This is a genomic window from Methylocella sp., assembly GCA_037200525.1.
Classification (GTDB): Bacteria; Pseudomonadota; Alphaproteobacteria; order Rhizobiales; family Beijerinckiaceae; genus Methylocapsa.
On record JBBCGG010000001.1, the window covers coordinates 4388848 to 4403249 of the forward strand.

Below are 14402 nucleotides of genomic sequence, written 5' to 3' on the forward strand. Positions count from 1 at the left end.
GCGCGGCGGCATGGGCGCTCCACTTGAGCGCTCTCAATTTCTGGGCCTCGCGGCGCTCGTTTTCATCGCCCTCGGCGTATTATGGTTCGCGGCGAGCGAAGCCAATCTGGTTCGGCCGATCTTTCTTCCGTCTCCGTCAAGCGTGATGGCGCAGCTCGGCAAGCTCGCCGCCAATGGGACGCTCTGGTCCGATCTCACGGTCAGCGTCTATCGGATCGTGGTCGGTTTCGCGCTTGCATCCATCATGGCCATTCCAATCGGAGCGCTCGTCGGCAGCTACCGGACCTGGGAGGCCGCCATCGAGCCTCTCGTCGATTTCATCCGCTACATGCCTGTCGTCGCGTTCGTTCCGCTTTCGATTCTATGGGTTGGCACCGGCGACGGACAGAAGTTCCTGATCATTTGGATCGGCACCTTCTTCCAGCAGGTGCTGTTGATCATGGACAATGTAAAGCGCGTGCCTTCCGACTTCATCGGACTCGGCCGCACGCTCGGCCTCAGCGATCGGCAGATCCTTATGCGCATCGTTCTTCCCAGCGCAATGCCTGGCATCTGGGACACTCTTCGCATCAGCCTCGGCTGGGCCTGGACTTGGCTCGTCGTAGCGGAACTCGTCGCCGCGACCTCGGGCCTTGGTTATCGCATTGTTGTCGCGCAGCGCTTTTTCCAGACCAACACAATCTTCGGCTACATCCTTCTTTTGGGCTTTCTCGGTTTGGTCACCGATCAGATCATGAAGGGCATCGCCAATGTGCTCTTTCGCTATTCGTCGAGGCCGCAATGATCGCGCCTCTCTCCTCAGCGTATCCGGTTCGCGAGCCTCCGCCGCCCAAGCTTGAGATTCGTCATCTGAACAAAAGCTTTGGCAGCGGGCCGCGTCAGGTCGAAATCTTGCGCAACATCAATCTCGACCTCGCGAATAATGAATTCGTATCGCTGGTCGGCACATCCGGATGCGGCAAGAGCACCCTGCTTTCCATCGTCGCTGGACTTGAAACATTCGACGACCCGACTTCCGAGGATTTCGATTACGCGCCGGTGAAGATCGACGGCGAAGCGATCCTTGGTCCAGGGCTTGATCGCGGCGTCGTCTTCCAGACCTATACCCTGCTGCCGTGGCTGACTGCGCGGCAGAACGTGGAATTCGCGCTGCGCGCCGCCGGGTACGACGCGGCCGCCCGCAAACGGATCGCCAACGAGCATATTGAGCTCGTCAAACTTGAGAGATTCGCCGACGCCTATCCCAGCGAACTATCCGGCGGCATGAAGCAGCGCGTCGCGATCGCCCGCGCGCTTTCGTATCGGCCGAAAGTATTGCTGATGGATGAGCCTTTCGGCGCGCTCGACGCGCTGACGCGTCAGCAGATGCAAGATTTGCTCACGCAGATTTGGGAGGAGCACAAGCTGACGGTGCTCTTCGTCACGCATGACGTCGAGGAGGCGGTCTTTTTATCGGATAAGATCGTCGTCATGGGAATTGGCCCTGGTCGCATCCGGGAGACATTTCTTGTCGATCTGCCTCGCCCCAGAAGCCCTGATATCATCGAGAGCGAGGCTTTCATCGCCCTTCAGCGCAACGTGCTGAGATCGATCCGCGAAGCTTCGCAGCGCTTGGAAACGTAGAACGCGCGACGAAGTCGCCGCCGGCGTGGAACTCATCGCCGATGACGACGGCGGTCATGCGTCGTCTTCAGCATTGCCGATCGTCTCCATCAAATGGCGCGCCTCGGCGTCCATGGCCAAGAGCGTGATGTCCGGCATGCGGCTCAGGAAAAGAACGCCATCGAGGTGATCCACCTCACGCTGAAGGACGCGCGCGAAGAGTCCTCGCGCTTCGCCGCCGATCGCTTGCCCATCGAGATCTTGCGCGCGCCAAGCGACCTTCGACCAGCGCGGCACGATCCCGCGGATGCCTGGAATCGAGAGACAGCCCTCGACGCCGTCCTCACGCTCGCCGCCGATCGGCTCCAGCACAGGATTTACGAGCACTAAGGGGGCGATATCGCGCCCCTCTTCGCGCGAGGCGATCGGCAGCGCCACGACCAGGCGGAGACTCTCGTCGACCTGCGGCGCCGCAATGCCAATCCCGCCCGCGTCACGCATAGTCGCAATCATATCCTCTGCGAGCGAGCGGATTTCGGACGCTGTCGGATCGGCGACCGTGGCCGCCCGCGCCGCAAGAACGGGATTACCCATAAGCTCAATTGTGCGAATAATCATTATGGTAGAGGCTTCATGCGAGAGAATGATGGTGAAGCATGTTTATTGGAGGCGGTACGTCAAGCCCTTTGTTCTTTGAATTCAATAGGAGCTGCATGCTGATCCGGCGTCGCGTTGCCTCGCCTTATTTCTCCATGCTAGACCCGACGCCGACATAGGAGTTTGTCTTGGACTTGGCGCATTCCACCCTGGCCGTGTTGGCTGGCGGCCTCGTCGGCTTCACCCTCGGTCTGATCGGGAGCGGGGGGTCAATCATCGCGACGCCGCTGCTGCTCTACGTCGTTGGCTTGCAGCCGCATGTCGCCATCGGCACGAGCGCCCTTGCTGTTTCCGCCAATGCTTTTGTCAATTTTGGCGGCTATGCGCGGGCCGGCAATGTGCGCTGGCGCAGCGCGGTAGAGTTCGCAGTCGTTGGCATCGTCGGCGCAGCGCTCGGCTCGACGCTCGGCAAGACCGTTGACGGCCAGCGGCTGCTCTTCCTGTTCGCGATCCTCATGGCTTTCGTCGGCGCGCTGATGCTGCGGCGCAACCACCATAGGACGAGCGCCTTCGGTCCAGAGGCGGCGGCGACGAGACACGGCGACCTGCTCGTGATAGGCACGGCGCTCGGGGTGGGAGGCCTGTCCGGTTTCTTTGGGATCGGCGGCGGCTTTTTGATCGTGCCGAGCCTGCTGTTCTCGACCGGCGCGCCGATGATCTGCGCCATTGGCTCCTCTCTGTTGGCTGTCGGAGCCTTCGGCCTCGTCACCGCCGTGAACTACGGCATGTCGGGATTGATTGACTGGTAGGTCGCCGCCGAATGCCTCTCAGGCGGCGTTCTCGGCGGATTTCTCGGGATGTGGCTCGGCGTCCACCTCGCCTCGCGGAACGAGGCGTTGAAGCGGATATTCGGAGTGGTGGTTTTGGCGACTGCCGGCTATATGCTCTACCGCAACGCGGCAGCGCTTCTTCGGTGAACGCGATGCTGATCGAGCAAACCCTTAGGCAATTTACGGACCGATCTCTAATTCCAATTGATTTAAACGCATCAATCAATTGGAAGAGCCGTTTCGACTCCGCTAAATACTCGAAGGCATAAAACTCGAAAGGAGAAATATTATGGTGGGGTTGTCTGATCGACGGAATGCTTTGAAAGGCTTTGGGATCGCCGCCGGCCTCGCGGCCTTGAGTGCAGGCGGAGCAAGCGCTGCGCCGACTGCCTCGACCTCCTTGCTGCCGAAGGGCGCCACCCGGCTTCAGGAGTTAACCGACCGGCTCGCACAGGCGCCGCGGCGGCGCGATTTCAAGACCGTGCCTATGATCCTGACGACGCCAGATCAATGGGATCATGAAGCCCTCTCGGAAGTGATCGCATATCAGCCGTTTCCGAAACAGGTATGGGACAATACCGACATCGGCGGACCCTGGCTGAATCTGATGCGCAACTCCATGAACGCTCAGATCTGGTCGTTCAAGCATGCGGAGTTTCTGGCGGTCTCGAATACGCATGGCAGCCGCAATTGGCGCTCTACGATCAAGAAATGTGGGACAAATACCAACTTACCAAGCTTGCCGGCGACAAGTTCAAGACCAATACGTTGATCAACGAGCCGAAAGCGGCTTCTTCGGATCCCGCCAATTATGAAGATCCAGAGGGCGCATTCTCCCCGCGCGCCAATTCGATCCCCGCATTGCAGCGCCGCGGCGTCGTATTTATGTCATGTCACAATGCAATCTGGGAACAGGCCGCCAAGCTGATCGAGAGCGAGGTCAACCCCGACAAGCTTTCGCACGAAGCATTGGTCGCGGAATTGACCAACCATCTGATCCCAGGCGTAGTGCTCACTCCTGGTGCGGTTGGGACCGCGCCCGAGTTGCAGCAGGCCGGCTTCCATTATGCTAAATGAGAGAAATCATAATGCGGCATAATTTCAGATATCGTGCTGCGCTACGGTCCGCGATCTTCGCCGCCGCCGTTCTGGCGGGATCTGCGACAACGTTCGCGGAGGATCAGGGATGGAGCGGCAAGGCCGAGGCGCCTCGATACAAAGAAGATATCTTTCCCCCGTGGCAGCATGGTCAAAATAATGACGCGCTAAACCGCGGCCTCGAGTTCACCGTGCCCGAGGTGGACGACCTTGCCGATTTTCATGGCGACCTCACCGATCCTAAGCTGGTGCTCTATGTCGGCGGCAATTACTTCTTCGCGATGGCGCCGTTGACGCAGGCTTTTGAGGCGCGGCGCCCAGAGTACAAGGGCCGGATCTTCTGGGAGACGATACCGCCAGGGCTCTTGGTGAAGCAGATGGAAGCCGGCGGCACCGTCACGTCAGGCAACATGACATGGACCGTCAAACCCGACGCATATTTCGCCGGGCTGATGAAGGTCAACCAGTTGATCGAGCAAGGGCTGTTGACCGGCCCGGCCGTGCCCTACGTGACCAATACCCTGACCATCATGGTGCCAAAAGGCAATCCGGCGGGCATTACCGGTCTCGCGGATCTTGGCAAGCCGAGCGTGAAATTGGCGATGCCCAATCCCGAGTTCGAGGGGATCGTCCGGCAGATCAAGGCATCGCTTGAAAAGGCCGGCGGCGAGTCCCTCGTCCGCGCGGTCTACGAGACCAAGGTCAAGGATGGCAGCTCCATTCTGACGCATATTCACCATCGCCAAACGCCGCTGTTTCTAATGCAGGGGATCGCCGACGCCGGCGTGACTTGGCAGTCGGAGGCGTTGTTCCAGGAACAGGCTGGCCATCCGATCGCGCATGTGGATATTCCCGTCGCCGAGAACTCCACCGCCATCTACGCCGGCGCCGCAGTGAAGGGGGCGGCGCATCCCGAGGCCGCGAAAGCATGGCTCGACTTCATCCACTCCCCCGAGGCGCTGAGCATCTTCGAGCGCTATGGCTTCAAACCTTATAATTCTGAGAACTGAAGTTACTTGAGAGATCTGCCTGGTCAGATCTGGGCAGATCTCTCGCAATCCAAGACCCTTCGTTGAGCTGCCCGAGGCATCGCTGAGGGCTGGCCACTATCCGGCGGATTTCAGATTAGGTAGAATCAAAGATCCAATGGAAAGATTTTTGGCGGTTGGCATGATTCTGGAAAAACGGCGCAAGACGCGCCGATCCGCCGCCGGGAGGAGCGGCGCCTGCTCCACCCCTCCCCGCGCTCGTTACGAATTGAGCAGGAAATCGCGATGACGCTCGAACAGCTTCGCATTTTCGTCGCTGTTGCTGAGCGGCAGCATGTCACGCAGGCCGCGCGTGCTCTCAACCTTGCGCAGTCCGCGGCGAGCGCCGCCATCGCCGCGTTGGAAGCTCAGCACGACACGCGCCTTTTCAATCGGGTCGGCCGCGGCATCGAGCTCACCGTTGCGGGTCGGATATTTTTGGAAGAAGCCCGAGCCGTGCTGGCGCGAGCGGCGATGGCGGAGCTCGCCCTCACGGAGTTGGGGGCCTTGCGGCGAGGCGTTCTCTCGATTCAGGCGAGCCAAACGATCGCGAGCTACTGGCTGCCGCGCCACTTGATCGCATTCCACGGCGCCCATCCGCAGATCGATATCCGCTTGTCCGTCGGCAACACGTTGCAAGTCGCAAGATCCGTCGTTGAAGGACTGGCTGAGCTGAGTTTCGTCGAAGGCGACTTCGATGACTCGGCGCTTAGCGCGACAGACCTTGCGCGCGACCGACTGATTATCGTCGTCGGTCAGCAGCACCCATGGGCTGAACGCGCGAAGATAGAGCCGGAGGACCTGTCTCAGTCCGACTGGATCATGCGAGAACCGGGTTCTGGAACCAGGTCTTCGTTCGAGGCGGCGATCGAAGGATTTGGCCTCGCGCCGAGCCAACTCCGCGTCGCATTGGAGCTCCCGTCTAACGAAGCTGTACGCGCTGCGGTGGAGGCCGGCGCCGCAGCGGGTGCCCTTTCGGCTTCGGTCGCTGCGCCCAGCATTGAGTCGGGATTGCTGCATCACCTCGCGCTCGATTTACCCGAGCGGGTATTTCGCGTTCTGCGACACCGCGAGCGGTTTTCGAGCAACGCCGCCGAAGCCCTTTTGGCAATGATCAACGAAGCGACGCCGAGCAGGAGAGCCGCATGACATCAACGATGACTCGCTTGCAAAAGTCGCAAACGCTCCAAGGACGGCGGGAGGCAGGATCGCTTGCTTGGCTGGCGTTGCTCGGCTTGGCCTTCGTATGCGGATCAGCTCGGGCGGATGACGCGCCGGCGGCCGGCGGCCTCGGCGCGCAGATCGCAACGTCGGGTACCAACAAGGGCGCGCCGGCCTGCTCCGCCTGCCACGGCGCGAATGGCGAGGGCCAGGATGGGGCGGGGATTCCCCGGCTCGCGGGGCTCGACGCCGCCTATATCGCGCGACAGTTCGCCAGTTTTGAAGACGGCAGCCGGTCCAACGATACAATGAAGTTCATCGTCACGAACTTGACGGCGGCGGATCGCGATGCAGTCGCAAAATATTATGCCGCTCTGCCAGCGCCGAAGCTCGCGACGTCGATGACGCCGGTAAATGCGGCCGGTCAAGAGCTGGCGCAGCGGGGAGCCTGGGGCGTCGGCGTACCGCCTTGCGCCTCGTGCCATGGGGCGCAGGGACAAGGGGTCGGCGCATCCTTTCCGCCGCTCGCTGGCCAGCCGTCCTCCTATATTGTCAGCCAATTCAATGCATGGCGCGACGGTTCGCGACATAACGATCCAATGGGGTTGATGCATGGCATTGCGACGCGTCTTTCAGACGCGCAGATTGCAGATGTCGCTGCCTATTACGCGATGCTTTCGGCCCAATCCGGGCCGCCCAACGCATCCGCTACGTCGAAATCGCCTACAGATGGGAAGGTGGTCCAATGAAAGGGCGCTTATCAGTCTTGTTCGCGCTGACCGCGCTGGCCGCCGTCACCGTGACGATCGCGATCGCCGGTTCCGATGCGCCGCGACAGAGCGGCGCGGGCGACCGGGGCGCCCCGCAACTCGTTGCGGAAATGTCAGTGACGGCGGCCTCTGCCCCGTCGGCCTCGTTCACCCCTCCTCCAGACAGCGCGATCCCGAACAATGAGTTCGGCAAGGCGGTCCGCGCCGGCGAGGCGATCTTCACCGATCCGGTGGCGCACGCCGGCCAGTATGTCGGCAACACGCTTCGCTGCTCGAATTGCCACCTTGAAGCCGGCAGGCTCGCCAATGCATCGCCAATGTGGGGGGCTTATGGCGAATACCCCGCCTATCGAAGCAAGAACGGACACGTAAACTCCTTTCAGGAGCGTCTCCAGGGCTGCTTCCGGTTTAGCATGAACGGCAAGGCGCCACCGCTCGGCGATCCCGTCCTCGTGGCGTTGGAGAGCTATTCCTATTTCCTTTCGAAGGGGGCGCCGATCGGCGCCTCATTGCCAGGGCGGGGATATCCTGAACTTGCGAAACCCGCGCAAAAGGCTGACTTTGCTCGGGGCGATCTTATTTATCAGCAGAAATGCGCCCTCTGCCACGGCGCGAACGGAGAAGGCCAATCCTCGAACGGCCAAACCGTCTTTCCCTCGCTGTGGGGAAAGGATTCCTTCAACTGGGGCGCGGGCATGGGGTCGGTCAAGAATGCGGCCGAGTTCATCAAAGCCAACATGCCGCTCGGCCAGGGCAATACGCTGACAGACCAGGAGGCCTGGGACGTGGCCATGTTCATGGACAGTCATGAGCGGCCGCAAGATCCACGCTTCATCGGATCGGTCGAACAAACCCGCGCCAAATATCACGACACGCCGATGTCGATGTATGGCCAGCTGGTGAACGGCGTACTGCTCGGCGAGAACTCGCCTCCATCAGGCGAAACCGGAGAGTAGGCGCGCCATCATGACGGCCATGAGCGCGACGAAGACGCTCATGGCCGACCTACAATCTCAACTGCGCCGCTTCGATGGGCGCACGCCTTCGTTCAAACCTCACGACGTTCTATCTTGATCCCGTGGATCTCCGATTGGGATCGGAGGCGCCAAACCGGGCGACAAGTCGCCGGTCGATGTGCTGGTTCCCGAGCTGCGGCCTATGAAAGCGCCACCCGCCGGCGAGCCCTTTGCGGCCTGTCTCGACGCTCCGAGGAAAGCGAGCGACGCCGGATTTGAAATTGACCCGCGAGATGATCGCCAACGTCGCCCGCGCGAGCCGATGGGGGGAGCGGTCACGCTCCGTCCGCTGCTCAATGCCCTGGCATCAATTGTGAAGGACTTGCGACGCTGCCCGGCGGATATCGCTTGCAGAAACGCGATAAACCCGAATGCTCTCTGGAAGAAGAAGCAAACGGCTCTATGAGGCAGTCATCGGCGCCAAGCCTCGAGCAATATCTGGAGCCTCTGCTGTGATGCCCGCAATCGTGACCACAGGAACGCGCCTAGATCCCACGCAGCCCGAGTTGCGCGTTGATCGTCAAGTAAACGCCTTTTCGCCTTATTGATGATCTTGAAATGGCCAGATGTCTTTAGCCCCTCTCCTACAAATTTAGCTCTCTCGACGGATGCCTCGCCACAGTTCATAAGAACACGAATAAATAACGCACTGCGTCGGAGCATCCTGCGAAATGGCGATTTGTAATAATTGGAATAGCTCTTGCGAGCGACAGTTGCATACAAATGACGATGCACTTCTCTCGTTTCTTCATTCGAAGAACGAGCACGGCCGTTGGGCTTTCTCGGCAGACTCAACAGTGGGGAGCGCCCTATATGAATAGTTTTACTAAGGTTGCAAGCATCCCATCGGCGGTCTCGCCCTTTTTGCTGAGAGGCTGCGCCCCGGATGAGGCCAGAGACGCGCTAAGAGCATGACGCCCCAAGATCAAGCCGAGCCAAATCAATGCGCCGCGTCGATGCGCGTTCTCGTCGTCGACGATGACCCCGCCATACGGCAGTTGATCGTCAATTATCTCGAGCAGCATAACCTGCGCGTCATCTCGGCCTCGGGACGGCAGGACATGATTCGTCATTTCGCCATGGGCGAACCCGACCTTGTGGTGCTGGATCTCCGGCTCGGGCGAGAGGATGGGCTCGAGCTGCTGCGCGAGATCCGCGCGCGCTCCGACGTTCCTGTGATCATCGCCACCGGCCATCGCCGCGATGAAATCGACCGGGTTGTCGGGCTCGAGCTCGGCGCCGATGATTACCTCACCAAGCCGTTCAGCCTGCGGGAATTGCTGGCGCGGATCCGGGCCGTGCTTCGGCGATGGGAAACCGGGCGCGCGATCCTTCATCGGGATCCTGAGTGGAGCCGCTGCACGTTCGGCGGTTGGCAGCTTGATCGCCGCATCCGGCGTCTCACCAGCCCGAATGGGGAGGCCGTCGGGCTGACCAAAGGCGAATATGCGCTGCTGATCGCCTTTCTGGACGCGCCGCAGCGACCGCTGACGCGCGAACACCTCCTTCAGGCCACGCGCATGCACGAGGACATATTCGACCGCAGCATCGACGTGCAAATCCTGCGGCTCCGCCGCAAACTGGAGATTGACCCAAGCGCGCCGCGCATCATCCAGACCGAGCGCAGCGTCGGCTATGTGTTTGCGCTCACAGTTGAGCGGCTCTGACGAAAGCGCTTGAGCGGAATCCACGCCTAGCTCCATGGCGTGCGGCAAAATCGCGCGCGATATAAAGATCTTGTATTGCGGATGTAACCTGTTCGCCTCGCCGTGAAGCGCTGTCGTAATGCGAATTTGAAAGCCTCCATTCCAGCAATGGAGGCTAAAAATTGTGATCAAACCTCAGAGGCGGAGAACGAGCGACCCCTGCGAGGAGCCGCTCCTTTTCGTCCTTCGGAGCGATGGCCCGTCGCAACTGGCATCCGGGGACCCTGATATCGATGCTGATCTGTCTAAGGCGCACAGATATCGGCAAGGCCATCGATTTCTGAATTTAGCTGGCGTCGCAATGCGCCACCTGCTGGATTTGTGCCTCGACGGATTTGCGAAACACGCCGGAGCCTACCACGGAATTTGCCTCAAATCGCACCGGGAGCACATGGATCACGACGAAAGCGCTCCCAACTGAATGGCCCAACAATGTTGGAAGATATATCCATCTGCGCTAGGCTTAAGCGCCGGAACGGATTTGCGAAGCTTTTGGGCGATGATCTAAACTAGCTTGCTCACCCGGACAGCAACGAGCGCAACCGGCGGCGAGCGGGCAAGCATCGACGATGAGGCCCGCCCCCTCCGACGACGCAATGAGGTTCAGCTTGACGCCCAATTCCGCGCCGCCTGCCGGCGGACGATCATATAGCCAATCATATCGTCGCTGGGTCTGGCGTTGCCTCATGCTGCTGCCTCTCGTCAGCGGAGCGTCTGCGCAGGCTCCGGAGGCCCCATACCCGGCGGCTGAGATTCCCACGGCGGAGGACCGTATAACCCCCATTCCGCCGCCGCCTGCACTCGACCCTCTGAAGCTTGCGCTTGGCGAGCGCCTCTTTCAAGACTCGCGCCTGTCGTATGATGGAGCGAGGGCCTGCTCGTCCTGCCACAATATCGGCTCCAACGGAGCAGACGGGAATCAGCGCAACAAGGCGTCCGATGGCTCGGAGCTTCGGTTCAACACCAATACCGTCTTCAATGCTGCGCTCAGCTTTCGGTTCAATTGGGAAGGCAAGTTTCATACTCTCGAGGCGCAAGCCGAGGCTTCATTGGAAAGTCCGGCCATCATGGGAGGAGGCGTCGACGAGGCGCTCGCAAGGCTGAGCGCCGATACGGGTGAGGTCGATCAATTTCGCCAGGCCTACGGCCGTGCGCCGGACCGCGCGAGCCTGCTTGACGCCATCGCGACCTATGAGCGCTCTCTTGTGACGCCCGACAGCCGGTTCGACCGCTGGCTCAGCGGCGACAGCGCGGCGCTCTCGGCCGAGGAGCAGAACGGCTTTCAGCTGTTCAAGTCGCTCGGCTGCATCTCCTGCCATCAAGGCGTGAATGTCGGCGGCAATTTATTCGAACGCCGCGGCATCTTTCATCCGCTTGGCTCACAGACGACCGAGATTTTGCGGGTGCCGAGTCTGCGCAACGTAGCGACGACGCCGCCTTACTTCCACGACGGCAGCACCACGACGCTCGAAGAAGCAGTGGAGAAGATGGCTAACGCTCAGCTCGATTGGACGCTCTCGAAGGCCGACATCGCGGCGATCGTCGCCTTCTTGACTACATTGACTGGAACCTATCAGGGCCATCCCGTAACGACCGGCGCAATGCGATGAGAATAACGCCGGCTGCAGCCGCAGTGCCGCTTCTTCTCTTTCTGCTCACTTGGCTGTCGCTGCGAGCCGTCAACCCGGACGCAGAGTCGTTCGATCGCGCTCTGGAGGCGCTCGATCGTTTTGCGATGTCTGAAAATGCGCAGCGTCGGGATATCCTCATGGCGCGCACCGGCATGTTGCGAAACTACGATCCATTGGTGCGGGAGGTAAACGCGCTATCCGAAAGCGTCAATCAATTACGCGAAACTGCTGTCGTGGATTCAGAGACGGCAAAAGCAATCGACCAACTCGCCGCGTCGGTTAGTCGAGAGAATGAATTGGTGGAGCAGTTCAAGAGCGATAACGCTCTCCTGCAGAACTCCCTTGCCTATTTTAGCTTGTTCAGCTCCCGTCTTGGATCTTCCGAGCGGGATGGGCCTTTGGCGACAGCAGTCAGCGCGCTTGCCGCAGCCATGCTCAGCCTCACTCTTGACACGTCGGCGAGGGCCGTGCGCGAAGTCGAAAATCGATTGGACGGACTCGCTGGCCAGTTCATTCCAACAGGCGACGGCCCGGCGATTCAGGCGTTGTCGGCGCATGGGAGGCTGCTGCAGGATCTGCTGCCGAAAACTGATAATCTGGTGAAGACGCTGTTCGCCCTGCCGACCGGATCGCAGCGGAAAGTCGTCCGGTCCATGATCCTGACGCACCAGAGCGCCTCGAGAGAAACAGCGCGGCGCTTCCGCGTTTTACTGTACGCGACATCAGTGCTCTTGCTCGGAGTGTTGGTCCATCTTGGATTGCGCGTCCGTCGGGGGGCGTTGGCGATGCAGCGGCGCGCAGCGTTCGAACATGTCGTCGCCAAAATTTCGACGCGTTTCATCAACGCGCGGCCGCACGAAATCGGGGCCTATTTCCAGCAGGCGCTCGGCGAACTCGCGGAGATTCTCGACGCAGACCGCGCCTATTTTGTCCTCGCGGGCAAACCAATCCGGGTCCATGCATGGTCTCGGCAGATGGTCACCTGCCCGCCAAACTGGCCAGATCAAGCGTCGGCGCTCGCAGCACGGTTTCCGCCGGGCAAGGACGGAATTGTTTACATTCCGGCTGTGGATCGCTTGCCGCCCAGTCGCGACAGAGACGCGCTTGTCGCCGCCGGCGTCAGCAGTTGGGCATGCGTCTCGACAATAGACGAGAACGGCATCAGCGGCGTTCTCGGTTTCGATGCGCTCAGGCCGCGTCCGCACAAGGTGGAAGGGCTAGGCCTACTTCGCTTCGCCGTCGATACCGTCGCCAATGCGGCGGCGCGGGAGGTTCTCGAGCAGGAACGGACGCGCCTTGAAACGAGACTGCAGCAAGCGCGACGCATGGAAACCGTAGGCGCCCTCGCCAGCGGCATCGCGCATAATTTCAACAATATTATCGGCGCCATCCTCGGCCATGTGGAGATGGCGGAGGAGCAAGTCGTACCCGGCAGCCGGCCGAGGCGCCACATCGAAGCAATCCGCCTCGCCGCGGAACGGGCGAGCGATCTCGTAGACCAGATTCTCACATTCGGTCGGCGCCGTGATTCGCGGCGGAGACCCGTGAGCATGCAAGCCTTGATTTCGGAATCGGCCGCCTTGCTTCGTCCCTCGTTACCCTCGCGCCTCGACCTCGTGGTCCGGGACATACCCCAAGCGGCCGTGGTGTCCGGGGAGGGCGCGCAACTGCAGCAGGTTATCCTCAACCTTTGCTACAATGCGGCGCAGGCGATGGAAGAAGAGGGATGCATCGAGATCGAAGTGAAGATGCAGGAAATAGAGTCAGTTAGATCGCTCACTCATGGCGAGCTTGGGTCGGGCCGCTATGTGCGCGTTACGGTAAGCGACGCCGGCCGCGGCATGGACGAGAGGTCTCTTGGCCGCATCTTCGAACCATTTTTCACAACGCGCCTGGCAGGCAATGGTTTGGGCCTTGCTACTGTCCGCGAGATCATACAGGAGCACGCTGGAGCCATTAACGTATCGAGCAAAGTAGGCGTTGGCAGCCGCTTCGAGGTTTGGCTGCCTAGCATCGCTTCGACGGAGGCGACGCCGAGAGAAGATGACCCGACGCCGCAGCTCGGCCGCGGCGAGACGTTGCTTGTCGTGGACGACGATCGCAAGCGCTTGCTCGCCGATGAGGACATGCTGGCCGCGCTCGGATATGAGCCGGTCGGTTTCTCGAGCGCAGCCGATGCATTGGCTGCGTGCCGAGCGGCGCCGGAGCGGTTCGAGGCGCTGTTGATTGGCCATCTGATGTTCGACATGCCGGCGCTCGATCTCGCGGCTTTTCTGCACGAGATTGCGCCGAGTCTGCCTATCTTGTTAGCGACCGCTTCAACCGAGCACATCAGCGTCGACGAGCTGGCGAACGCCGGCATCTCAGAAGTCGTGCGTCGCCCCCTTGCATCCTCCGAAATCATGGCCGCGCTTTCCCGTTGCCTAGCCCCGAAAAGCGCCGCGGCCAGCGCAGAATCTTAATCCGTTGCGCTCGGCCCGAAATCGCGCGCGAAGCAGCCCACGAACTTTGCTGATTACTTTTTCACAGCCTGTATGAAGCTCTCGGCCGTGCCGTCCTCGGGATTAACGAAGATGATGTCTTTGGGATCTCGTCTCGGGATATCGAGCGACAGGAACACGACCGGCGTTTCATAAATATCGGGGAGCGCGTGCACGGTGCCGCGTTTGAAGAACAGAAGATGACCCGGCGCGAAATCTCCGCCATTGGCGGCCTCCCCCATCCAGAACGAACCTTTGCCGGAGAGCACATAAAGATATTCGTCGCATGTCGCATGATAGTGCGGCGGCGTCGCCCGATAGACGCGGAAGACGCGCGCGCTGGCCGACTCCTCATTGGTTAAATAGGTGTCGAGCAACAGCGTCTTGGCCGTCTCTGGAAAGGATTTCGCGATTTTGTTCAGATCGAACCGGCCAAAGGCCGTTTTATCTTGGCTCATATGATGATCTCCGTATGTTTCGCGT

At 60.5% G+C, this 14402-nt stretch carries 13 protein-coding genes and 1 pseudogene; 12 read left to right on the plus strand and 2 right to left on the minus strand.

Annotation, left to right across the window (positions count from 1 at the left end):
• Positions 1-10: 10 nt before the first annotated feature.
• Positions 11-784: an ABC transporter permease gene (locus tag WDN46_21635; protein ID MEJ0095912.1), complete on the plus strand. Its 774-nt coding sequence runs from the start codon at positions 11-13 to the stop codon at positions 782-784.
• Positions 781-1623 carry an ABC transporter ATP-binding protein gene (locus WDN46_21640; GenBank protein ID MEJ0095913.1) on the plus strand — a complete coding sequence of 281 codons (843 nt, stop codon included), beginning with the start codon at positions 781-783 and terminating at the stop codon, positions 1621-1623. The genes WDN46_21635 and WDN46_21640 overlap by 4 nt, the downstream gene beginning before the upstream one ends.
• Positions 1624-1677: 54 nt before the next feature.
• On the opposite strand, the gene def is transcribed toward WDN46_21640, so the two are convergent.
• The gene (def, locus tag WDN46_21645) at positions 1678-2220 is read right to left on the minus strand and encodes a peptide deformylase (protein MEJ0095914.1); all 543 of its coding nucleotides are present in this window, start codon (positions 2218-2220) and stop codon (positions 1678-1680) included.
• Positions 2221-2393: 173 nt separating this feature from the next.
• On the opposite strand from def, the pseudogene WDN46_21650 reads away from it, so the two are divergent.
• The 10 genes and pseudogenes from WDN46_21650 (at position 2394) to WDN46_21695 (ending at position 13901) form a co-directional block, all read left to right on the plus strand.
• A pseudogene (locus WDN46_21650) lies at positions 2394-3176 on the plus strand (sulfite exporter TauE/SafE family protein).
• A 253-nt stretch (positions 3177-3429) separates the two neighbouring features.
• Positions 3430-3801, plus strand: coding sequence for a hypothetical protein (locus tag WDN46_21655; protein ID MEJ0095915.1), 372 nt, complete (start codon positions 3430-3432; stop codon positions 3799-3801).
• Positions 3720-4106 carry a hypothetical protein gene (locus WDN46_21660; protein ID MEJ0095916.1) on the plus strand — a complete coding sequence of 129 codons (387 nt, stop codon included), beginning with the start codon at positions 3720-3722 and terminating at the stop codon, positions 4104-4106. Before WDN46_21655 ends, WDN46_21660 begins: the two co-directional genes overlap by 82 nt.
• Positions 4107-4117: 11 nt before the next feature.
• Positions 4118-5137, plus strand: coding sequence for a substrate-binding domain-containing protein (locus WDN46_21665; GenBank protein MEJ0095917.1), 1020 nt, complete (start codon positions 4118-4120; stop codon positions 5135-5137).
• Positions 5138-5401: 264 nt separating this feature from the next.
• Positions 5402-6304, plus strand: a complete 903-nt coding sequence (locus WDN46_21670) for a LysR substrate-binding domain-containing protein (GenBank protein ID MEJ0095918.1) — start codon at positions 5402-5404, stop codon at positions 6302-6304.
• The gene (locus WDN46_21675; GenBank protein ID MEJ0095919.1) at positions 6301-7065 is read left to right on the plus strand and encodes a c-type cytochrome; all 765 of its coding nucleotides are present in this window, start codon (positions 6301-6303) and stop codon (positions 7063-7065) included. Before WDN46_21670 ends, WDN46_21675 begins: the two co-directional genes overlap by 4 nt.
• Positions 7062-8042, plus strand: coding sequence for a c-type cytochrome (locus tag WDN46_21680; GenBank protein ID MEJ0095920.1), 981 nt, complete (start codon positions 7062-7064; stop codon positions 8040-8042). Before WDN46_21675 ends, WDN46_21680 begins: the two co-directional genes overlap by 4 nt.
• A 971-nt stretch (positions 8043-9013) precedes the next feature.
• Positions 9014-9769: a response regulator gene (locus WDN46_21685; GenBank protein MEJ0095921.1), complete on the plus strand. Its 756-nt coding sequence runs from the start codon at positions 9014-9016 to the stop codon at positions 9767-9769.
• A gap of 725 nt (positions 9770-10494) precedes the next feature.
• Positions 10495-11418 (plus strand): cytochrome c peroxidase, encoded by a 924-nt coding sequence (locus WDN46_21690; protein ID MEJ0095922.1) that lies wholly within the window; start codon positions 10495-10497, stop codon positions 11416-11418.
• Positions 11415-13901, plus strand: coding sequence for a two-component system VirA-like sensor kinase (locus WDN46_21695; GenBank protein MEJ0095923.1), 2487 nt, complete (start codon positions 11415-11417; stop codon positions 13899-13901). The genes WDN46_21690 and WDN46_21695 overlap by 4 nt, the downstream gene beginning before the upstream one ends.
• Positions 13902-13954: 53 nt before the next feature.
• Here WDN46_21695 and WDN46_21700 read toward each other — a convergent pair whose 3' ends face one another.
• Positions 13955-14377 carry a cupin domain-containing protein gene (locus WDN46_21700; GenBank protein MEJ0095924.1) on the minus strand — a complete coding sequence of 141 codons (423 nt, stop codon included), beginning with the start codon at positions 14375-14377 and terminating at the stop codon, positions 13955-13957.
• Between the last annotated feature and the right edge of the window lie 25 nt (positions 14378-14402).